Below are 22562 nucleotides of genomic sequence, written 5' to 3' on the forward strand. Positions count from 1 at the left end.
AGACTGCTCCACCCCGCGTCCGAAACTTGTTGCACATTATACGTATTTTTCGTTTATTTTCAACCTCTGAGGCAACAATCAGAGAGCTAATTTTGGTGCAGAAGGCGGGACTTGAACCCGCACGCCCGTAAGAGCACTACCCCCTCAAGGTAGCGTGTCTACCAATTCCACCACTTCTGCAAAATCTTAGTCAATTGGCGGCACTTCAGATTCAGACTCTGACTTATCATCCGCTGGAGGTAACTCTTGCTCTTCAGCCGGAACTGAAAGGTCTGAGAAGTCATTTGACGACTCATCAGTAGAGGTCGATAAGTTACCCAACACCAGGCTCAGAATGAAAAACACTACCGCTAACCCGGCTGTTGCCCGGGTCAGGAAGTTACCTGAACCTGATGAACCAAAAACAGTGTTCGATGCGCCTGAGCCAAAAGATGCGCCCATGTCTGCGCCTTTGCCTTGTTGCAGCATAATAAAGCCAATTAAGACCAAAGCGACAACGAGAAATGCGATCATCAAAATTTCGTACATAATTTTACCCTTGAGCAGCTTGGCAAATAGCAACAAAATCTGATTCTTTCAGACTTGCGCCACCTATCAGGCCGCCATCAATGTCTTTTTGCGCAAATAATTCGGCAGCGTTGTCAGCTTTAACTGAGCCGCCGTACAATAACGGCATTTTCTCACCAATCGCGCCAAATTGCTCTACCAGTAACGCTCTTAATTTTGCATGAACGTCCTGTGCTTGTTCTGGTGAAGCCGTTTCTCCAGTACCAATTGCCCAAACAGGCTCATAGGCCAAAACAATTTTACCGGCTTGCTCCTTAGGAAGATCAGCTAAAGCCGCTTGCGCTTGCTGTGCTACAACTTCCCAGGTGTTTCCCTCATCGCGTTGTGCTTTATTCTCACCAACACAAATCACCGCTGTCATACCGGCATTAACCGTAGCCAAGGCTTTCTCATTCACCATTTTGTCGGTTTCTGCGAACAGCTGCCGACGTTCTGAATGTCCCACTAACACATAGCTAACACCAAACTCTTGTAGCTGTGCGGTTGAGATTTCGCCGGTAAAGGCACCACCAGTGTGTTCAGATACATTCTGAGCACCAATGGCAATGTCATCGTAATAACATTGATTAGCCAGCTCGCCAATAAGGGTGAACGGAGGACAAATGACTAACTTAACTTGCTGAAGCTGATTAAGTTTTTCCCGCAAAGCCGCCGACATTGTTTTCGTTAGCTCGCGATTTCCGTTCATTTTCCAATTTGCAATCACTAGTGATGCATTAGGCATAGTTTGTCCTCTACTCCAGAGCGCGGGAATAGTAGCGAAACACTCGCCAACTTACAAGCGAGATTTTCACCACTATCCGCTAACTGTTTAATTTGTAGCCGCTTCGACCTCGTTCGCAATTTGCTGAGCAAAGGCTTTTACCTTAGCTTCGTTCTCACCCTCGACCATTACGCGAATTAAAGGTTCAGTGCCAGACTTACGTAATAAGACCCGACCAGTGCCTGCTAAAGCGCTCTCAACTTCACGAACAACGCTTTTCACATTTTCTGATTCCAGCGGCTGTTTATCGCTCTCAAAGCGGACATTAATAAGTACTTGCGGCAGCTTATGAAAGTCGCAGCTCAGTTTCTCCAGAGACTTTTGTTCCTGATACATAGCTGCCAACACCTGCAGGCCAGCTATAATGCCGTCCCCAGTAGTGTGATGCTGACGGTTTATAACATGGCCGGAGTTCTCTCCCCCCAGATACCAGTCACGCTTAACCAGTTCCTCAATAACATAGCGGTCGCCGACTTTCGCCCGAACGAATGGAATACGCCGTTTATCCAGCTCCTTCTCCAAAGCAAAGTTGGTCATCAAAGTACCAACAACCCCGCCCTGAAGCTGTCCCTGATTCTGCGCAGTAACAGCGAGCATATAAAGAATTTCGTCGCCATCAATGGGGCGTCCGTTTTCAGTCACCATCATGATACGATCGCCATCACCGTCAAGCGCTATGCCAAGGTCGGCTTTGGTTTCCAGCACTTTATTCTGCAATGCCGTTAAGTGCGTTGCACCACACTCTTTATTAATATTCAGTCCATTGGGCTGCGTGCCTATTTCGGTCACTTCAGCACCAAGTTCCCGAAGCACATTAGGCGCAATGTGGTAAGTAGCGCCATGGGCGCAGTCAACCACGATGTGAAGCCCTTCCAGCGTCATTTCGTTGGGGAATACGCTTTTACAAAACTCAATATAACGTCCTGCGGCATCATTAATGCGTTTTGCCCGCCCTAACTCTTCGGAAATAACGCAGTCCATAGGCTCGTCTAACAAACGTTCAATTTCCAGCTCAACCGCGTCAGGAAGCTTGTGTCCGTTATCAGCAAAAAACTTAATACCATTATCATAATATGGGTTATGAGAGGCGCTAATCACGATTCCGGCAGCAGCTCTGAACGTGCGTGTAAGATAAGCAATTCCGGGAGTGGGCATAGGACCTAAGAAGTCCACGCCAACACCAGCAGCGGCTAAACCAGCCTCCAGTGCTGACTCAAGCATATAACCAGAAACCCGGGTGTCTTTGCCCACTAATACGCGACTGGTACCCTTAGCGGCTAGTACACGCCCAGCGGCCCAGCCAAGCTTTACGGCAAATTCAGGGGTTATCGGGAATTGCCCGACACGTCCGCGCACGCCATCAGTGCCGAAATATTTACGCTCACTCAAAGGTGTTCTCCTTCTATAGTTGCTGCAACCACTTTCATCGCATCAACTGTCTCCTTAACATCATGAACGCGAATTATACGTGCTCCTTTCATTGCTGCAATGGTTGCAGCCGCTAAACTGCCTGCTAAGCGATCTTTTACTTCACGTCCAGTAACATGACCTATCATGCTTTTTCGCGACATTCCCACCAATAACGGCAACTGTAATTCGTGAAACGCCTGCAAACGTTGCAATAACTGGTAGTTATGTCGCTGCGACTTGCCAAAACCAAAACCAGGATCCAACCAAATCCTCTCGCGTTCGATACCCGCTTTTTCACACGCTATAACACGCTCTTGCAAAAAAGTCTTAACGTCGCAAACAACATCATCATAATTAGGGTTGTGCTGCATACTTCGTGGCTCACCCTGCATGTGCATCAGACACACTTCTGCGTTTGTCGCTGCCAGCGCTTCCAGAGCACCTTTCTCACGCAAGGCATTCACATCATTAATTATATTGGCGCCAACTTCTATCGACTCTGTCATGACTTGGGGTTTGGTTGTGTCCACCGAAATAGCAACATCAAAACGGTCTCTTACCGCCTTTACCAAAGGAACAACTCTGTCCAACTCTTCCTGTTCAGCAACCGAATAAGCACCAGGGCGGGTTGACTCCCCACCAATGTCCACAATGTCAGCGCCGTCTTTGATCAGCTGTGCAACGTGGTCTATTGCATCATTTAGGTGGTTGTACTCCCCCCCGTCTGAAAATGAGTCCGGAGTGACATTAACAATTCCCATAACTCGCAACGGCTTTGGATTTTTCGGCATGGCTTAGCTCCGCTAATAACTGTGTCCTACAAAAAAGCCACCTCGCGGTGGCTTTTTAAAAGAATCAACGTTAAGAAGTTGCATCCCCGGGTTTATCAACATTAATGGGGCGGTCCGGACGTTCTTCGGTGTTCTCTGCCTTAGCAGCCCCACCGTCAGAATCGTTACCACCACTGTCTCTGTCATCCCAGTCTTTTGGCTGACGAACATCGCGACGGTTCATCAAGTCATCAATTTGGTCGGCATCAATAGTTTCATAGCGAACTAATGCGTCCTTCATTGAATGCAAAATATCTTCGTTTTCTTCCAGCAGCTTTTTCGCTCGCTGATAATTACGGTCGATAACTGACTTCACTTCTTCATCAATAGCGCGCGCAGTGTCATCTGACATGTGCTTGTGCTGGGTTACCGAGCGACCGAGGAACACTTCATTTTCATCTTCGGCGTACAGCAACGGCCCCATTTTCTCCGACAGTCCCCACTGGGTAACCATTTTACGAGCAATTTCAGTTGCACGTTCAATGTCGTTAGAGGCGCCGGTGGTCACTTTATCGTTACCATAAATAATGGCTTCTGCAAGACGTCCACCGAACAAGCTTGAAATCATACTTTCAAGATGCTGTTTACTGTGGCTGACACGATCCTGCTCTGGCAGATACATGGTAACACCCAGTGCGCGGCCTCGTGGAATAATCGATACTTTGTAGACTGGATCATGTTCTGGCACAAGGCGGCCAACAATGGCGTGGCCGGCTTCGTGGTAAGCGGTCATCGCTTTTTCATCATCCGTCATAACCATTGAGCGGCGCTCTGCACCCATCATGATCTTGTCTTTTGCTTTATCAAATTCTTCCATTGAAACGACACGCTTGTCGCCCCGGGCAGCAAATAGCGCAGCTTCGTTAACTAAGTTCGCTAAGTCCGCACCAGAAAAGCCGGGTGTACCACGAGCAATCACTGACGGTTTAACGTCATCACCTAATGGTACTTTACGCATGTGCACTTTAAGAATCTGCTCACGACCACGAACATCCGGTAAACCAACGATAACCTGACGGTCAAAGCGGCCGGGACGCAATAATGCAGGATCTAAGACATCTGGACGGTTAGTAGCGGCAATAACGATAATGCCTTCATTACCTTCAAAGCCATCCATTTCAACCAACATTTGGTTCAATGTCTGCTCACGTTCATCGTGGCCACCACCTAGTCCGGCACCACGTTGGCGACCCACGGCATCAAGCTCATCAATAAAGATAATGCATGGCGCAGATTTTTTCGCTTGTTCAAACATGTCACGAACACGGGAAGCACCGACACCAACAAACATCTCAACGAAGTCTGAACCGGAAATGCTGAAGAACGGTACTTTTGCTTCGCCCGAAATAGCTTTTGCCAGCAGGGTTTTACCCGTACCCGGAGGGCCGACCATAAGAACGCCTTTCGGTATTTTGCCACCCAGACGCTGAAACTTAGAAGGGTCTTTCAGATAATCCACAAGCTCTGAGACTTCTTCTTTGGCCTCATCACAACCGGCTACGTCTTTGAAGGTTGTTTTTGATTGCTCTTCATTCATTAGCTTGGCTTTGCTTTTACCAAACGACATAGCCCCACGGCCGCCACCGCCCTGCATCTGACGCATGAAGAATATCCATACACCGATTAGCAACAGCATCGGGAACCACGAAATAAAGATAGATGCCAGAATACTCTGCTCTTCTGGCGGAGTACCTTGTGTTTCTACATCGTTTGCCAACAAATCATCCAGAATTTTTGGATCATATTGAGTTGGTACAACGGTTTTATAAGATTGACCATTGCGAGTCATACCTGAAATAGTGCGTCCATCATCACCAAATTCAGCACGACGAATGTTGCCATTATTAACCTGAGATACAAATTCGCTGTATACCATGGTTGATGATGACGTTCCGCTCGGACTGAAGCTCTGAAAAACGCTCATCAGTACGACGGCTATTACAAGCCACAAGATGAGATTCTTTGCCATATCGCTCAAAGCCTATTACCTCTATTAAAAATCAACTACCCAACAGGGTACTACAGTTTATAGTCTGTCGCTACCAAGTAGACCTCTCTCGAACGTGCTCTTGAGGACTCTGGTTTTCTCGTTTTCACATCATTAAACGCTGCTCGTACATCTTTCAGAAAAGATTCAAAACCTTGCCCCTGAAACACTTTGACGGCAAAACTTCCGCCTGGTTTCAAAACCTGATGGCACATGTCCAGCGCCAGCTCTACCAAGTACATAGAACGCGCTTGGTCTACCGTGCCATTACCGCTCATATTAGGTGCCATGTCAGACAGCACCACATCCACATTTTTACCACCAATACGCTCTAATAAAGCCTCCAGTACCGATTCTTCACGAAAATCTCCCTGAAGAAAATCGACTCCGGCGATTGGGTCCATCGCTAAAATATCACAAGCAATGATTTGACCATCGCCGTTAAAGTAGTCGGCCACATACTGTGACCACCCACCTGGGGCTGCTCCTAAATCAACGACGGTTTGACCTTTTTTGATCAGTTTGTCCCGTTTTTGTATTTCTTCCAATTTAAAAACAGCGCGGGAGCGTAATCCCTTCTTCTGTGCTTTTTGGACAAACTGATCGTCAAAATGTTCTTTCAGCCAGCGCTGACTACTCACACTGCGTTTTTTTCCCATGATTTAACGAAGTTTCCTTAATTGTCTGGCCTGAATACCTGATCTGGCGTTACAATGTTAAAAAATCAAGCTCTAAAACGGATATTATCGAATGTCATTAAGTAATAAGCAAAAACAGCATTTAAAAGGTTTAGCACATCCGCTTAAACCCGTCGTACTACTGGGGGCTAACGGCCTTACTGAAGGTGTTCTTGCAGAAATTGAGCAAGCACTTGACCACCATGAACTGATTAAAATAAAAGTTCCGGAAGAAGATCGCGAGCTCAGAAAGCAAATTATGGCAACCATTGTACATGAAACCGGTGCCGCTGAAGTGCAAATTATCGGTAAAACACAAGTGATATACCGTGCTGCAGAAGAACCTAAGATTCGTCTTCCTCGCGGGTAATTCTTTGAATCGCAGGCTTAAGAGCTAATGCTTTTGCGACTAACTCTAATGCCTGCGATTTTTCCATCCACTTATCTGTAGTGGAAAAATACGCATCCAGCATCAAAGTCATACATTGTTCATCATCTTGCAGCCCGTAGGCTTTCAATAGCGGCTCTATCTTTTTGTGCGCTTTTAAAAACTCAATTCGCCGTTTGCGTTCTTCCTCTACCACGCTGCTCTTAACGTAATCGCCCTGAGTATAAGCGTAGCTGGGTTCGTGCAAGGTATAACCCGGAGCGAAAAACCAGTTAAGAGAAATTCTTTCTTGCAGTAGTTTCCGAATAATTTCGGCGAAAGGTAATTTGTTACTACGTTTCCAGTTGGCATAGTCGTTGGCGTTGCGGCCTAACCACACAGAAACATCTTTATAAGTTGCCTTTTGTGAAATGAGCTTTAAACGTTCGAAGCACTCCGTGACGCTAAGTTCATCAAGGGGCGTATGCTGAAAAGTGTTAAATGATAGCGACTGTTCCTTGTCCATTGTCATCTTCTCTTGTAAATTTAATGTTAGAAAAAAAGATAAGAGCAAACTATACAATAGACCGTATAAAAAACAAACAGAAATGCGTTTCAAAAGAAAATAAAAAGAAAAAGGCTGGTAAACTTCCGTTTCCAGCCTTTTATACACTCATTGTTGATATTACTTATATTGTACTGCAACAACCTCGTATTCAACTTCACCATTAGGTGTCGTCACTGTCGCAATATCATCAATTTCTTTACCAATAAGTGCACGCGCAATGGGTGAATTCACAGAAATTAAGTTTGATTTAATATCCGCTTCGTCGTCACCCACAATTTTATAAGTAACTTCTTCGTCCGTTTTCGTGTTGTAAACGGTGACTGTGGAACCAAAAATAACTTTGCCGTTATTTGGTACCTTAGTTACATCAATGATCTGCGCGTTGGAAAGCTTGGATTCAATTTCCTGAATACGGCCTTCGCAAAAACCTTGCTGTTCACGCGCTGCATGATATTCCGCATTTTCTTTTAAATCACCATGCTCGCGAGCATCAGCAATAGCTTCAACAATGCGCGGACGCTCTACCGTTTTTAAACGTTTAAGCTCATCACGTAATAATTGCGCGCCATGTTCCGTCATTGGAATCTGGTTCATATTAACGATACCCTTTTATGTAATTCTTGTACCGAGCTCACCCGAGCCCGATCATCCGCTGTATTTGCTTTCACTGTCGCAAACGCAGCATTCAATGTTGTGGTGTAAATAACTTTATTCAATAGTGCTTCGCGGCGAATATAGACCGAGTCTTCAATCGCCTGACGGCCTTCTACTGTATTTATAATATAGCAATATTCGCCGTTTTTAATCGCATCAACAATATTTGGACGGCCTTCTTGCAATTTATTTACAATACTGCAGTCAATACCTTCTTCACCAAGCATTTTCGCTGTACCGCGCGTCGCTTCTAAACTAAAGCCTAAAGCCAATAAGCCTCGGGCTAAGTCCATCAGACGTTGCTTATCACTGTCTTTTACAGAAATGAGTGCTTTACCTTTTTTAGCCAGCGCTTCGCCGGCACCCAGGTTGGCTTTTGCATAAGCTTCTTCAAAGCTTTCACCCACACCCATAACTTCGCCAGTTGAGCGCATTTCAGGTCCGCGAATAGGGTCGACCCCCTGGAACTTAGCAAAAGGAATGACCACTTCTTTCACCGAGTAATACGGTGGAATAATTTCTTTTACATAGCCCTGCTCTTGCAATGACTGGCCAACCATTACCCGAGCTGCCACTTTGGCTAACGGCACACCTGTCGCTTTAGAAACAAAAGGAACGGTTCTCGCAGCTCTTGGGTTTACCTCAATAAGATAAATTTCATCATCTTTAACCGCAAACTGAGCATTCATCAAGCCGTTCACATTCAATTCAAAAGCTAACTTACGCATTTGTTCACGTAATTGAGCCTGAATAATGTCACTCAATGAATACGGAGGCAATGAACACGCAGAGTCACCCGAGTGAACCCCGGCTTCCTCGATATGCTGCATAATGCCGCCAATCAGAACGTCGGTACCATCGCAGATAGCATCAACGTCAACTTCTATCGCGTTATCAAGGAAACGATCCAGCAGCACAGGCGCGTCATTTGACACTTTGACCGCGTCAGTCAGATAACGTTGCAAGTCCGCTTCGTCATAAACAATTTCCATAGCTCTTCCACCCAGAACATAGGATGGACGAACAACTAACGGATAACCAATACGTTTAGCTTCAGTCAAAGCTTCGTTAAAGCCTGTTACTGTCGAATTCTCTGGCTGTTTTAATCCCAGTCGACGCACGGCAGTCTGAAAGCGCGCTCTGTCTTCTGCTCTGTCAATAGCGTCAGGCGAAGTACCTATAATTGGAACACCATTAGCCTCAAGCTCACGCGCCAGCTTCAACGGAGTCTGGCCACCGTATTGCACAATAACCCCTTTAGGCTTTTCAATACGAACAATTTCGAGGACATCTTCAAGAGTAATAGACTCAAAGTATAGACGATCTGATGTGTCATAGTCGGTAGACACTGTTTCCGGGTTACAGTTCACCATAATGGTTTCATAACCGTCTTCACGCAGCGCCAACGACGCATGCACACAGCAATAATCGAACTCAATGCCCTGCCCTATACGGTTTGGTCCGCCACCAATAACCATAATTTTGTCATTGTCCGTCGGCGCTGCTTCGCATTCTTCATCGTAGCTTGAATACATGTAAGCTGTGCCAGAGGCGAATTCAGCCGCACAGGTATCAACACGTTTATAAACGGGATGAATTTTATACTTATAACGCTTTTTACGAACTTCTGCTTCACTCACATGCAGAACATCGGCTATACGGGAGTCGGCAAAGCCACGACGTTTCAACACCGTCATAACGTCTGCGGTGAGCCCGGCTAAACCAAGTTCATCAACCTCTTTTTCAAGGTCTACAAGCTCTTCAATCTGAATCAGATACCACTCGTCTATACGCGTTAACTCAAAGACTTCGCGTACCGTCATACCTAAGCGAAAAGCGTCAGCGATGTACCAAATACGCTCTGCACCCGGTTCTTTTAATTCACGGATAACTTTTGAACGAGCATCTTTAGCTTCTAAGTCCACAATAGGGTCAAAACCCGAGGCACCAAGCTCAAGCCCTCGCAGCGCTTTTTGCATCGACTCCTGAAAGTTACGGCCAATAGCCATCACTTCACCAACGGACTTCATTTGCGTGGTCAACCGGTCATTGCAGTTCGCAAACTTTTCGAAGTTAAAGCGCGGTATTTTTGTGACCACGTAATCTAATGCAGGCTCAAAAGACGCGGGTGTTTTGCCGCCGGTTATCTCGTTCTCCAGTTCATCCAGCGTGTATCCAACGGCCAGTTTCGCTGCTACCTTAGCAATTGGGAAGCCTGTAGCTTTTGATGCCAAAGCCGATGAACGGGAAACCCGTGGGTTCATTTCAATAATGACCATGCGCCCGGTATCCGGGTTAACGCCAAACTGTACGTTAGAGCCTCCAGTTTCTACACCAATTTCACGCAGAACGGCCATTGCCGCGTCACGCATTAGCTGGAATTCTTTATCGGTTAACGTCTGAGCGGGAGCAACGGTTATCGAGTCACCGGTATGAATCCCCATTGGATCGAAGTTTTCAATGGTACAGACAATGATGCAGTTATCGCTTTTATCGCGCACAACTTCCATCTCGTACTCTTTCCAGCCCAGTAATGACTCATCAATTAGCAGCTCATTGGTTGGTGAGAGGTCTAAACCGCGTCGACAAATTTCTTCAAACTCTTCACGGTTATAGGCAATACCACCGCCACTGCCACCCATAGTGAAGGACGGTCGGATAATGCAAGGGAAACCCAGTCGGCTAAGCACATCAAAGGCTTCATCAAGACTATGAGCCATCTCAGCATTCGGTGTTTCCAGACCAATCGCTTTCATTGCTTTATCAAAGCGATCACGGTTTTCCGCTTTATCAATCGCATCGGCATTAGCGCCAATCATTTCAACCTTATAGCGTTCCAGCACACCGTGGCGATCTAAATCCAGCGCACAGTTCAAAGCGGTTTGACCACCCATGGTCGGTAACACCGCATCCGGACGCTCACGCTCAATAATTTTCTCTACTACTTCCCAGTGAATTGGCTCGATATAAGTTGCATCGGCCATTTCTGGGTCAGTCATAATGGTAGCAGGGTTAGAATTAACCAAAATGACTCGGTAACCTTCCTCGCGCAGCGCTTTGCACGCTTGAGCGCCGGAGTAATCAAACTCACAGGCCTGGCCGATAACAATAGGGCCTGCACCCAGAATCAGAATGCTTTTAATGTCGGTACGTTTTGGCATAAAGTCGCTCTATCTGTCCTTTCGCTACGGATGACGGCATCGAATATCATTCGACGAATCAGGCTTTGGCCTGCATCAATTCAATAAATTGGTCAAACAGTTCACTGGCATCGTGCGGCCCCGGGCTTGCTTCGGGGTGCCCCTGAAAACTAAAGGCCGGCTTATCTTTACGACGAATACCCTGCAGTGTTCCATCAAACAAAGATACGTGAGTCACTTCCAGGTTATCCGGCAACTGTTTCTCATCAACGGCAAAGCCATGGTTCTGGCTGGTAATCATCACCCGTTTCGTTTTTAAATCTTGTACCGGGTGGTTAGCACCGTGATGACCAAACTTCATTTTCATGGAGTGCGCACCACTGGCAATAGCCAGTAACTGATGGCCAAGACAAATACCAAAAATTGGAATCTCTTTATCCAGTAAGGCTTTGATTGCTGTAATCGCATAATCACAAGGCTCAGGGTCGCCCGGGCCATTAGATAAGAAGACCCCATCGGGTTTTAATGCCAGTACATCCTCGGCCGACGTTTGAGCCGGTACGACTGTAATCTTACAGTTTCGGTCAGCCAGCAAACGCAGAATGTTGTGTTTACAACCGTAATCATAAGCGACTACATGGTATTTATTCTGCTCTGGTTTGGTATGGCCTTCGCCCAGCTGCCAGCTACCGCCCTGCCAGTCATAAGGCTTATCGCAGCAAACTTCTTTCGCAAGATCCATTCCCTTTAAACCCGGAAACTTCTGAGCCAGTTCCTGGGCTTTATTTTCATCCAGCTCGCCAACCATAATGCAGCCATTTTGCGCACCTTTTTCGCGCAAAATGCGAGTTAAACGACGCGTATCAATATCGGCAATACCTACCACGTTGTGACGTTGCAAGTAAGCACTTAGCGTCTCTTCACTACGGAAATTGCTGGCTTTCATCGCCAAATCTCTAATGATAAGTCCTTTCGCCCAAACCTGATCAGACTCTGCGTCTTCAGAGTTAATACCGGTATTGCCTATATGGGGATAAGTGAGAGTAACGATTTGTTCTGTATAAGATGGGTCAGTAAGAATTTCCTGGTAACCTGTCATGGCCGTGTTGAAGACCACTTCGCCGACTGCAGAGCCTTCGGCTCCGATAGCGGTTCCGCGAAACACGGTCCCGTCAGCAAGCACCAGAATCGCTCGTTTAGCGGATTGACTCGCTAGAATACTCAAGGGCAACCTCCGTACATAAAAAAACGGGTAAATCAATAATTTGACTTCCCCGTCTTGCGTCCTGAACCGCGCGTTTTGCCAAATCACGCCGGCCTTCGGACTGATTCAGGCAAATTCTCGCCATTCTACGAAATATTACGAAAATCGTCCAGCAGTATTTATTGCTTGAGCATGCGTTGCAGTATGTCCTGCAAATTTAAGGTGTCCTGCAGGCTATAAGAACCGGGCGCTTGTTCTTCAAGCCATTTGGCGGCACGTAAGGCTCCGTCGGCAAAAGTTTTTCGATTGCTGACACGATGTCCAATCTCAATTCGTTCACCCGCGACCGCCAGCGTAACCTGATGTTCACCGATAATATCCGCTGCCCGCATTACAGAAAAACCTATACCCTCTTCGCTGCGCAGTCCATCAGCGCGAATACCATCGTTAACCTGATCCCAGCTTTGCTGTCGGCCTTTCGCTGCAGCCTGTCCCAAACTCAGTGCAGTTCCCGACGGGCCGTCTTTTTTGTGTCGGTGATGCGCCTCAAAAATTTCAATGTCGGCATTAGGTAATGCTGCACTGCTTATACCAACCAGCTGTTCCAGCAAAGCGATGCCGATGCTGGTATTACTAGCATACAATACCGGTACAGTCTCGGCTGCCTGTGCCAGCCGTTCTTTCTGTTCTTCGTTTAACCCCGTAGTGCAAACAACAATAGGTAATTGATATTGTTCAGCAAGCTTCAGGTTTTCAGTGAGTGCTTCAGGCAAAGAAAAATCAATAAGGACATCAACCTGCTCGGGCTGCAATTCGTCGGCGCTAACAAAATGAACGGGCTCGTTCTCTGTCGCACTGTCGCCGTAACTGTTACTGCTTTTTCTGACAATGGCTGCACCCAGCTTAGCTTCGTTATCGTCCGCCAAAGCCTGAATAACCGCTTGTCCCATTCTGCCTGAGGCTCCGAATACGCCCACATTGATCATTATTTTGACTCCGTCGCTAAATGAGTTTGATCCTGCAACAGGTTTTCACTACGCGCAACAACTCTAGAAACCATCATATCGCCGGTCACATTAGTCAGGGTTCGGGCCATATCAATGATGCGGTCAATAGCAGCGATAAACGCAATGCCTTCTAAAGGCAACCCAATAACATTAAGAGTAACAGTTAACATTACCAGAGCAGTACCCGGTACGCCCGCAGTTCCGACCGAAGCCAGCGTTGCTGTTAGCATGATCAAGCCGTAATCCATCCACTCTAACGGTATTCCGTAGAGCTGCGCAATAAAAATAGAAGCAACAGCCGGATAAATACCACCGCAACCGTCCATATTAATGGTGGCGCCTAAAGGCAAAACGAAGCTGGCGTAATCCTTCGAGACACCCAAACGTTCGGTGACAGCCCGGTGCGCTGCCGGTAAAGAGCCGAATGAACTGCACGTGGTAAAGGCGACAATCTGTGCATCAAATATCGCTTTGAAGAAGTGCCAGGGGCTCATACCGCCTGCGGTGCGAATTAAACCGCCGTAAATCACGACTATATGAATAAGACAGGCCAAATAAATAACGCCAACAAATTTCGCCAAAGGCAGTAAGGTACTAAAACCGTATTCACCAATAACCCAGGACATTAAACCAAGTACACCAACAGGCGTTAACTGCAACACCATACGGGTAATTTCATACATGACTTCAGCGCCTGATTTTATCGTCTTACGCAAAGGCTCACCTTTGCCTTTTAAACGCTGAATAGCAATACCGACCAAAGCAGCAAAAACCACGATTTGCAGTACATTACCTTCGGTTAAAGCAGCAAAAGGATTACTCGGCACAAAATTAAGAAAAACTTGGGCGATGCCGGGAATTTGCTTTTCATTTTGCTCCGTTGCGGTCAAGGTGGCTACGGGGCTCATATCAATTACACTGGCCAGAGTTAAGCCGATAGCACTGGCAATCACCGCAGTCAGCATAAATAAGCCAATGGTTTTAGCACCCAAACGACCTAATTTCTTACCATCATTCAAATCCGTAATGGCACTAACAATGGCACAAAAAATAAGCGGCGCGACCAGCATCTTAATGGCTTTTATAAATAAATCACCAAGAGGCTTAAGCGCAACGCCAACTTCGGGAGCCAGCCCACCTATAAGCATGCCTAATACAAAGGCACCTAAAACACGTTGCCAAAATGGAATTGCAAACCACGCATTAAACATAATTCCCCAGCCGCTTTATAAAAAATGGGAGCTAGGGTAAAACGTTAAAGAGAAGGTCAAAAAGAATAAATTGAACTAGGTTATAACCTTTTGAAAGGCAGAGGGAATGAGCTGTTCCCTCTGTTACTTTATTTGTCTGAACTGCCAACCGATGCCGGACGTTGACAGTCTGGCGTATTCCCCGCGGCACGAGCAGCAGAGTAACGCTCTTGCAACGACGGAATCAGCGCTTCAAGGTCTTTAATCCGAGTTTGGGGATTCGGGTGAGTTGACAACAGCTCGGGCGGCGACTCACCGTCTGAGGCCGATTGCATATTACGCCAAAGCTCAGGAGCCTCTTCCAGTTTGAAGCCAGCGTCAGCCATATATTCCATCCCCAATTCATCCGACTCCGATTCATGAGTGCGTGAATAAGGCAGCAGGATACCAACCTGAGCTCCTACGCCCAACGCGGCCATTAATAAACCGGCTTTATCGTTGTCCAGTTGAGTACTGGCGAGAATACCGCCAAGCTGTAAGCCAAGCCCGACCATCATGTTGCTGGAGATGCGTTCATTACTGTGCTCAGCAATAACGTGGCCAATTTCATGCCCAATAACTGCAGCAAGCTGATGCTGGTTTTCGGCAACCTTTATCAGGCCGTCGTATACGCCAATATAACCACCGGGCAGAGCGAAAGCATTGACAGTAGGCTCTGCAAAAACAGTAACTTGCCAGTCCATCTGACTATAATTTCCTGGCAAATTTTCTATTAATGCATCGCTGACACAACGCACGTAAGCATTGACCTCAGCATCGTCATTAATTTTCTGTTCTTCGCGCATTTCTTCGTAGGAGGCAGCCCCCATTTTATTCAATTCGCTACTTGAATAAAGTTGCAACTGCGAGCGTCCCGTCGGAGATTTTGCACAACTGGCCAGTACAACCAACGTACAGGCACTTAACGCTATTGTCTTCCAATTCATTGACTGCCTCCGCCCTTTTAATCACTCACTTACTATAGTGATAGACAATCTAGCTACGTAAGTCATCAAAGAATTGTTTCACGCCGTCGAAAAAACCTTTTTCTTTGGGTCGGAATTTTGCGGCTTCATCACCGGTACCCATTGAATTTTCAAGCTCTTCCAACATATCACGCTGTTTAGATGACAGATTTACAGGGGTTTCAATCACCACTTTGCAAATCAGGTCGCCGACTTCACCCGTGCGAACTGACTTAACGCCTTTACCACGTAACCGGAAATGTTTACCCGTTTGTGTCTCTTTAGGCACTTTCAGTTTTACTTTGCCTTCCAGAGTTGGAACCTCAATGTCACCACCAAGAGCCGCTTTAGTAAAGCTTACAGGGACTTCACAGAACAAATTATTGCCGTCGCGGGCAAAAATAGGATGCTCCCGTACGTGAACCTGAACGTATAAATCACCTGCCGGTGCGCCATGTTCGCCCGCTTCACCTTCATTCGCTAAACGAATGCGGTCACCGGTATCTACCCCCGCCGGAATTTTAACCGACAAGGTTTTAATCTCTTCTTTACGGCCATGACCATGACATGTGCGACAAGGATCTTTAATAATCGTGCCGGTTCCACGACATTGAGGACAAGTTTGCTGCACGGCAAAAAAGCCCTGGCGCATCTGAATCTGACCTGAGCCATGACAATGACCACAGGTTTGCGGCTTACTACCTTTTTTCGCACCACTACCATTACAGTCGCGACATTCTACCAGCGTTGGAATTTCTAGCTCAACGGTTTTACCCCGAACCGCTTCTTCCAGCGACATATCCAGGTTGTAGCGCAAATCTGCGCCACGTTGCGCGCGGGCTTGCTGACGTCTGCCGCCGCCAAAAATATCACCGAAGACATCACCAAAGATATCAGCAAAATCAGCACCGCCACCGCCGAATCCGCCTGCACCATGGCCAGCTCCGCCCTGGCGTGCCTGTTCGAAAGCTTCATGCCCATATTGATCATACATCTGGCGTTTCTGAGGATCAGAAAGAACTTCGTACGCCTGCTTAATCTCTTTAAACTTAATTTCCATATCTTTATCACCCTCGGTTCTGTCCGGGTGATACTTCATTGCCATACGTTTGTAGGCTTTTTTAATGTCACGTTCATTGGCGTCTTTCGATACGCCCAGAACCTGATAAAAATCTTGCGTCGCCATAATTTCTTCGTCTTCTATCTGTGCTGTTTGTCAGCCTGATACAAATACACGGGTATTACCTTGCGGCAACACCCGTGTGCTTTTGCGAAGTTGCCTTAATGCTTACTTCTTATCGTCGTCTTTGACTTCTTCAAATTCAGCATCAACGACATCATCATCCGCTTTGGAAGACTGCTGTTCACCGCCAGCTGCACCTTCAGCACCTTGTTGTGCCTGTTGCTGCTGAGCTGCTTCCATCAGTTTCTGTGATGCTTCCATCAACGCCTGAGATTTCGCATCAATGGCTTCTTTATCACCATCTTTAGACGCTTGCTCAAGTTCTTCACAAGCTTTCTCAATCGCGTCTTTGTCTTCCTGAGACAAGGCATCGCCAACTTCTTTCAGTTGATTACGGGTTGCGTGAACCAAACCGTCTGCCTGGTTACGTGCCTGCACCATTTCTTCAAACTTCTTGTCTTCTTCAGCATGGGCTTCAGCATCTTTAACCATTTTATCGACTTCAGACTCATCCAGGCCAGAAGAAGCTTTGATAGTAATCTTCTGCTCTTTACCCGTGTCTTTATCTTTGGCTGATACGTGCAGAATGCCGTCCGCATCAATGTCAAAAGTGACTTCGATTTGTGGTACACCACGAGCTGCTGCGCGAATGCCTTCCAGGTTAAACTGCCCCAGAGATTTGTTATCCCCTGCGCGTTTACGTTCACCCTGAATAACATGAATGGTTACCGCGGACTGATTATCTTCAGCCGTTGAGAAGGTTTGCGATTCTTTAGTCGGAATCGTGGTGTTCTTCTCAATCAGTTTCGTCATTACGCCGCCCATGGTTTCGATACCCAGCGACAGAGGACAAACATCCAGCAACAATACGTCTTTAACATCACCTTGCAATACGCCAGCCTGAACCGCAGCACCCACTGCAACAGCTTCGTCAGGGTTCACATCGCGGCGTGGCTCTTTACCGAAGAAGTCCGTTACCGCAGCCTGTACTTTCGGCATACGAGTCTGACCACCGACCATGATGATGTCCTGAATGTCGCTGACAGACAGATCAGCATCGGCTAAAGCCTGTTTCAATGGCTCAAGCGACTTCTTGATTAAATCTTCAACCAGTGATTCCAGCTTCGCACGGGTCACTTTAATAGCCATGTGCTTAGGACCAGCGTTGTCCGCCGTAATATACGGCAAGTTCACTTCGGTCTGCTGCGCAGATGACAGTTCAATTTTCGCTTTCTCTGCAGCTTCTTTTAAGCGCTGCATTGCCAGCGGATCTTTACGCAAATCCATGCCCTGATCTTTTTGGAACTGCTCAACTAAGTAGTTGATTAAGCGGTTATCAAAGTCTTCACCACCTAAGTGTGTATCACCATTAGTTGCCAGTACTTCGAAGGTATGCTCACCCTCAACTTCGTCAATCTCAATAATAGAGATATCGAACGTACCACCACCTAAGTCATACACCGCAATCACGTTGTCGCCGGACTTCTTGTCCATACCGTATGCTAAAGCAGCGGCTGTCGGCTCGTTAATAATACGTTTGACGTTAAGACCCGCGATTTTACCGGCGTCTTTTGTTGCCTGACGCTGAGCATCGTTAAAGTATGCCGGTACAGTAATTACCGCATCCGTTACTTTCTCGCCCAGAAATTCTTCGGCGGTTTTTTTCATCTTTTTCAGGACTTCCGCAGAAATTTGTGGTGGCGCTTTTTTGTCACCATCAATTTCTACCCATGCGTCACCGTTGTCAGCCTTAACAATTTTGTAAGGCATAATACCGATATCACGCTGTACTTCTTCGTCCTGAAAGCGACGGCCAATTAGGCGCTTAATCGCAAATAAGGTTTTATTTGGGTTGGTTACTGCCTGGCGTTTTGCCGGTGAACCGACCAAAATTTCGCCATCGTCAGTAAATGCAACTACTGACGGCGTTGTACGGTCGCCTTCGCCATTTTCAATAACGCGAGCTTTGCCACCATCCAGTACAGCAACGCAAGAGTTTGTTGTACCTAAATCTATACCAATCGTTTTACCCATGATTCGTCTCCAACTTCTGATTCATGTAATTTGTTTCGTTACCCCTTATCTGGGGTGCCTATGTTCGAATTTCAATACCCAACACAGGGATAATTTTCGATTTTGTTACGCTTTTGTATCCACACCCGAGTTCGAGTTACGCGCAACCATTACCATTGCCGGACGCAACAGGCGTCCATTCAGCTCGTAGCCTTTTTGCATTACCGCCATAATAGTATTGTTCGGATGCTCATCGGATTCCTGCATCGACATGGCCTGGTGTTGATCCGGATTAAAGGCTTCGCCTTCTGCACCAATTGCTTTTACACCGAACTTTTCCAGAGTTGAGGTTAAACTTTTATAGGTAAGCTCAATCCCCTCTACAAAGTTTTTGTTCGCTTCATCTTCTTTATCAGCCAGCTGTAAAGCACGTTCCAGGTTATCTACAGAGGTTAGTATTTCATTAGCAAACTTCTCCAGCGCAAACTTATGTGCTTTTTCAACATCCTGACTGGCCCGGCGACGAACATTTTCCATTTCAGCCTGGGTGCGTAGTACCGAGTCGCGTTGATCATTTACTTTCGCTTCTGCTTTACTTAAAGCTAATTCCAGCTCAGCAATGCGATCCGTTTGCTCTGATGACTGTCCCGCAGTTTCTGCTTCATCGGCTGCTACGTCCTGCTGCAACGCCTCTTCCGCTGCCTGTGCAGCTTCCTGTTCAGCTTTTTGCTGCTCTACAGTCGGCTCACTAGCCGCTTCGTTTTTCTGTTTCGAATCGTTTTTATCGGTCATAAGTGACTCTCTTTAACCAGTTTAAAATTAAGGTTGCAGGATTAATGGGGGCAAGTTTTTTTCTTTCAAGGGGATTTCTCTTACTTGATAAATTTTCTTGCTCATCGTAGCGTAAGCACACGAACGCATAAGGATCCCGTTAATGAGCGCTTTTACAAAGATTGGGTTACTCGGCAAAGCCGACGACCGTGGTACCCAGTTAACTTTAGAAACGATTACCACGGCTTTAATTCATCGTGGTTTTACGCTGTGTCTGGAAGCACGTACGGCGGAGCAATTAAACCTGCCGGAAGAAGTTGAGACGCTGAGCCTGCCGGACTTAGGTGAATGGGCCGAAATTGCTATTGTCGTCGGTGGTGATGGCAACATGCTCGGTGCTGCCCGCGCCTTATGTGAGTATGATATCGGTGTTATCGGCGTCAATCGCGGTAATTTGGGCTTTTTAACCGACTTAGACCCTGACGAAGTCATGACGCCTTTGTTGTCTGTACTTAATGGAAACTACCACGTAGAAGAACGTTTCCTGCTCTCCGCCGAAGTCATTAACAACGGCAGTTCATCGGGTACCGGCAGAGCAATTAATGAAATTGTCCTGCACTCCGACAAAGTCGCGCACATGATAGAGTTTGAACTCTACGTGAACGACCATTTTGTCTTTAGTCAACGCTCTGATGGTTTAATTTGCGCCACTCCAACCGGCTCTACCGCCTATTCATTATCAGGCGGCGGCCCTATTTTGCATCCCGGTCTGGACGCAATGACTCTAGTGACTATGTTTCCCCATACTTTAAGCAGTCGGCCAATTGTCGTCGACGGTAACAGTGAAGTCAGGTTGAAAGCAGCTTTCGACAATGACTTACTGCAAATCAGTTGCGATGGACATGTCAGGATGACAGTACACCCCGGGGATGATGTTATTATTAAAAAATACCCTAAAGCCTTACGTATGATTCATCCTATTGACCACAACTACTATCACGTATTACGTAATAAACTAGGCTGGGGTAGCCGACTTTTTTAAACAAGATACTTGCTTTTCAACGTAACTACTGTATAAATACTGTATAACCTGTATATATCAACAGTATTGGAGCGAAGACTATGTTATCCCAATTAACTATTCGCAACTTTGCAGTCGTTAAATCGTTAGACATTGAATTTCACAACGGCATGACCGCTATCACCGGCGAAACAGGTGCCGGTAAATCTATAGCTCTGGATGCCCTGAGCCTTTGTCTGGGTAGCCGGGCCGATGCCAACTGGGTTCGTCCGGGTCAGGAAAAAGCGGAAATTACAGCCGTTTTTGCTTTGGAAGATGCCAGCCCCGCTCACCAATGGTTAGCTGAGAATGAGTTTGATGCTGATGATGACTGCGTTTTACGCCGGGTTATTCAGCGCGACGGACGCTCCAAAGCATGGATTAACGGAACACCGGTTCCTGTCAGCCAGCAAAAATCTCTGGCACCACTGTTGGTCAACATTCATGGTCAGCACGAACACCAATTATTGTTAAAAGAGGAGCATCAATTAACGCTACTCGATAGTTACGCCCGCCATAAGCACTTGTTAGACAAAGTCCAGCAAGACTATAAAAACTGGGCTTCAGTTGAGAAACAATACCAAAGCTATCAACAACAAAAAGAAGAACTGGAAGCCCAGCGTCAATTACTTGAATACCAGGTTAATGAGCTGAATGAGTTCGCGCTAGCTGATGGCGAATTCGACGAACTGGAGCAAAAACACAAACGCTTAAGTAACAGCAAGGTTTTACTCGAAGCCGGCGTGTTTGCTTTAAACGCTCTTTACGAAGGAGAGCACAATAACGCATCAAGCCTGGTTCAATCCGCCAGCCAGCGCTTAGCTGAAGCTGAAGATATGGACACCTCACTCTCTCCTATTAACCAGTTACTGCAACAGGCGAAAGTACACATTGAAGAAGCGGCACTTGAATTACGCCAGTATCAGGACGATTTAGAGCTCGACCCGGGCGAACTCCAGATTATAGAAGACCGCTTAAGCGCCGCTATTCATCTAGCGAAGAAGCATCAGATACCTGGCTCAGAACTGAGCCAGCAACACAAAAAGCTAATAGATGAGCTTGATAATTTAGAGCAAGCCGGTGAACAAGCCGAGAAGCTTGACGAAGACCGGCAGCAGGCCCGAAAAATCTACCGTGAGAGTTCCCTTAAGCTTTCCGCGAGCCGCGAGCAGGCAGCTGCGGAATTAAGTCAAAAAATAAGCAGCTCGATGCAAGAGTTGAATATGCCCCATGGTCGTTTTGTTATTCAGGTTGAACATGATGCCAGCGCCCGGGCTACCCGACTGGGTACAGATGAGGTCGAATTTCTGGTCACGACCAACCCGGGACAACCCATACAGGCGCTGAATAAAGTCGCTTCCGGGGGTGAACTTTCCCGAATTAGCCTTGCCATACAGGTGATGACCGCAACACAGAAAACGGTTCCTACCATGATGTTTGATGAAGTTGATGTTGGCGTCAGTGGCCCTACGGCATCAATAGTGGGTTCTATGCTTCAGGCTTTGGGGAAAACCTCTCAGGTTATTTGTGTTACCCACTTACCACAAGTCGCGGCTAAAGCTCATCAACAATTGCAAGTGAGCAAGTCAACGGATGGAGCCGAAACTGAAACCGCAGTGGTTGCGTTATCGAAAGAACAAAGAGTTGTGGAGCTGGCACGCTTATTGGGCGGCGACAAGGTCACCGACATGGCGAAAGCTAACGCGAGAGAATTACTCGCCAGTTAAATTCGTTCTATACTGGCGTTCGGGTAAGTCATTGTTTATCATCGACGCCAATACAATCAATTGAGATTAATTTTAATAGGTATTTCATGTCAAGATTTGGAGTTTTTCTAGTTGCCGTTATAACCTTAAATGGCTGTTCTCTTCTCGATAAAATGGTATATCGCATTGATATTCCTCAGGGAAATTATCTTGAGCAAGACGATGTCGACAAATTGCGTGTAGGAATGACCGAAGAACAAGTGGTTTTTGTGCTGGGAACCCCTGTTGCGCAGAACAGTTTTGACTCTGACCGCTGGGTATACCTTTATAAAATGGATCCCAATTCAGGTGAGGATTACCGTAAAGAACTGGTACTAACCTTCAACGACAAGCGCTTGCAGGATTTTAAAGGCGACTTTGATAAACCAGAAGACTTTAATCAGGCACTGGATCAGTAACTC

The 22562-nt window shown here is 46.7% G+C and carries 20 protein-coding genes and 2 tRNA genes (1 of these 22 running past the window's edge); 4 read left to right on the top strand and 18 right to left on the bottom strand.

The window, feature by feature from the left end; translation table 11 throughout:
* The 8 genes from B2U97_RS01965 to rlmE all read right to left on the bottom strand — a co-directional run.
* A tRNA-Met gene (locus B2U97_RS01965) sits at positions 1 to 18 on the bottom strand; it reaches 155 nt to the left of the window's first position.
* A gap of 75 nt (positions 19 to 93) precedes the next feature.
* Positions 94 to 180, bottom strand: a tRNA-Leu gene (locus B2U97_RS01970).
* Positions 181 to 186: 6 nt separating this feature from the next.
* A complete protein-coding gene (gene secG / locus B2U97_RS01975; protein ID WP_011234222.1) occupies positions 187 to 528 on the bottom strand; it encodes a preprotein translocase subunit SecG in 342 nt (113 codons plus the stop codon).
* A gap of 4 nt (positions 529 to 532) precedes the next feature.
* On the bottom strand, positions 533 to 1291 hold the full coding sequence (gene tpiA / locus B2U97_RS01980; protein ID WP_011234223.1) for a triose-phosphate isomerase: 759 nt from the start codon (positions 1289 to 1291) through the stop codon (positions 533 to 535).
* 87 nt (positions 1292 to 1378) lie between these two features.
* Entirely contained in the window at positions 1379 to 2719 is a 1341-nt protein-coding gene (glmM, locus tag B2U97_RS01985; RefSeq protein WP_011234224.1) for a phosphoglucosamine mutase, read from the bottom strand.
* Positions 2716 to 3531, bottom strand: a complete 816-nt coding sequence (gene folP / locus B2U97_RS01990; protein ID WP_011234225.1) for a dihydropteroate synthase — start codon at positions 3529 to 3531, stop codon at positions 2716 to 2718. The genes glmM and folP overlap by 4 nt, the downstream gene beginning before the upstream one ends.
* Positions 3532 to 3601: 70 nt before the next feature.
* Complete coding sequence (gene ftsH, locus B2U97_RS01995) at positions 3602 to 5548, bottom strand: ATP-dependent zinc metalloprotease FtsH (RefSeq protein WP_011234226.1); 1947 nt, start codon at positions 5546 to 5548, stop codon at positions 3602 to 3604.
* Between the two features lie 41 nt (positions 5549 to 5589).
* Positions 5590 to 6216 (bottom strand): 23S rRNA (uridine(2552)-2'-O)-methyltransferase RlmE, encoded by a 627-nt coding sequence (gene rlmE / locus B2U97_RS02000; RefSeq protein WP_011234227.1) that lies wholly within the window; start codon positions 6214 to 6216, stop codon positions 5590 to 5592.
* Between the two features lie 91 nt (positions 6217 to 6307).
* Between rlmE and yhbY the strand changes: the two genes are divergently transcribed.
* Positions 6308 to 6604, top strand: a complete 297-nt coding sequence (yhbY, locus tag B2U97_RS02005) for a ribosome assembly RNA-binding protein YhbY (protein WP_011234228.1) — start codon at positions 6308 to 6310, stop codon at positions 6602 to 6604.
* On the opposite strand, the gene B2U97_RS02010 is transcribed toward yhbY, so the two are convergent.
* The 10 genes from B2U97_RS02010 to grpE all read right to left on the bottom strand — a co-directional run bounded on the left by B2U97_RS02010 (position 6579) and on the right by grpE (position 19356).
* The gene (locus B2U97_RS02010) at positions 6579 to 7127 is read right to left on the bottom strand and encodes a hypothetical protein (protein WP_011234229.1); all 549 of its coding nucleotides are present in this window, start codon (positions 7125 to 7127) and stop codon (positions 6579 to 6581) included. The two genes, yhbY and B2U97_RS02010, sit on opposite strands and share 26 nt — an antisense overlap.
* Before the next feature lie 159 nt (positions 7128 to 7286).
* Positions 7287 to 7763: a transcription elongation factor GreA gene (gene greA, locus B2U97_RS02015; protein ID WP_011234230.1), complete on the bottom strand. Its 477-nt coding sequence runs from the start codon at positions 7761 to 7763 to the stop codon at positions 7287 to 7289.
* Positions 7760 to 10984, bottom strand: a complete 3225-nt coding sequence (carB, locus tag B2U97_RS02020) for a carbamoyl-phosphate synthase large subunit (RefSeq protein ID WP_110012623.1) — start codon at positions 10982 to 10984, stop codon at positions 7760 to 7762. The genes greA and carB overlap by 4 nt, the downstream gene beginning before the upstream one ends.
* 58 nt (positions 10985 to 11042) lie before the next feature.
* Positions 11043 to 12188, bottom strand: coding sequence for a glutamine-hydrolyzing carbamoyl-phosphate synthase small subunit (gene carA / locus B2U97_RS02025; protein ID WP_011234232.1), 1146 nt, complete (start codon positions 12186 to 12188; stop codon positions 11043 to 11045).
* A gap of 158 nt (positions 12189 to 12346) precedes the next feature.
* Positions 12347 to 13153, bottom strand: a complete 807-nt coding sequence (dapB, locus tag B2U97_RS02030; RefSeq protein WP_286824988.1) for a 4-hydroxy-tetrahydrodipicolinate reductase — start codon at positions 13151 to 13153, stop codon at positions 12347 to 12349.
* Positions 13153 to 14385 carry a dicarboxylate/amino acid:cation symporter gene (locus tag B2U97_RS02035; RefSeq protein ID WP_272990733.1) on the bottom strand — a complete coding sequence of 411 codons (1233 nt, stop codon included), beginning with the start codon at positions 14383 to 14385 and terminating at the stop codon, positions 13153 to 13155. The genes dapB and B2U97_RS02035 overlap by 1 nt, the downstream gene beginning before the upstream one ends.
* Positions 14386 to 14513: 128 nt before the next feature.
* Entirely contained in the window at positions 14514 to 15350 is an 837-nt protein-coding gene (locus tag B2U97_RS02040; protein WP_272990730.1) for a M48 family metallopeptidase, read from the bottom strand.
* A 49-nt stretch (positions 15351 to 15399) separates the two neighbouring features.
* Positions 15400 to 16554, bottom strand: coding sequence for a molecular chaperone DnaJ (gene dnaJ, locus B2U97_RS02045; protein ID WP_272990728.1), 1155 nt, complete (start codon positions 16552 to 16554; stop codon positions 15400 to 15402).
* A 102-nt stretch (positions 16555 to 16656) separates the two neighbouring features.
* Positions 16657 to 18585, bottom strand: a complete 1929-nt coding sequence (gene dnaK / locus B2U97_RS02050; protein ID WP_011234237.1) for a molecular chaperone DnaK — start codon at positions 18583 to 18585, stop codon at positions 16657 to 16659.
* Positions 18586 to 18690: 105 nt separating this feature from the next.
* Positions 18691 to 19356 carry a nucleotide exchange factor GrpE gene (grpE, locus tag B2U97_RS02055; RefSeq protein WP_286825001.1) on the bottom strand — a complete coding sequence of 222 codons (666 nt, stop codon included), beginning with the start codon at positions 19354 to 19356 and terminating at the stop codon, positions 18691 to 18693.
* Positions 19357 to 19498: 142 nt separating this feature from the next.
* Here grpE and nadK point away from each other — a divergent pair, with 142 nt between their 5' ends.
* The 3 genes from nadK (at position 19499) to B2U97_RS02070 (ending at position 22559) form a co-directional block, all read left to right on the top strand.
* Positions 19499 to 20377 carry an NAD(+) kinase gene (nadK, locus tag B2U97_RS02060; protein WP_286825005.1) on the top strand — a complete coding sequence of 293 codons (879 nt, stop codon included), beginning with the start codon at positions 19499 to 19501 and terminating at the stop codon, positions 20375 to 20377.
* An 80-nt stretch (positions 20378 to 20457) separates the two neighbouring features.
* A complete protein-coding gene (gene recN / locus B2U97_RS02065; RefSeq protein WP_286825007.1) occupies positions 20458 to 22122 on the top strand; it encodes a DNA repair protein RecN in 1665 nt (554 codons plus the stop codon).
* An 86-nt stretch (positions 22123 to 22208) separates the two neighbouring features.
* Complete coding sequence (locus tag B2U97_RS02070; RefSeq protein WP_011234241.1) at positions 22209 to 22559, top strand: outer membrane protein assembly factor BamE; 351 nt, start codon at positions 22209 to 22211, stop codon at positions 22557 to 22559.
* Positions 22560 to 22562: the final 3 nt, after the last annotated feature.

Origin of the sequence: Idiomarina sp. UBA3176, from assembly GCF_002364295.1 — a bacterium.
Taxonomy (GTDB): domain Bacteria; phylum Pseudomonadota; class Gammaproteobacteria; order Enterobacterales; family Alteromonadaceae; genus Idiomarina; species Idiomarina loihiensis.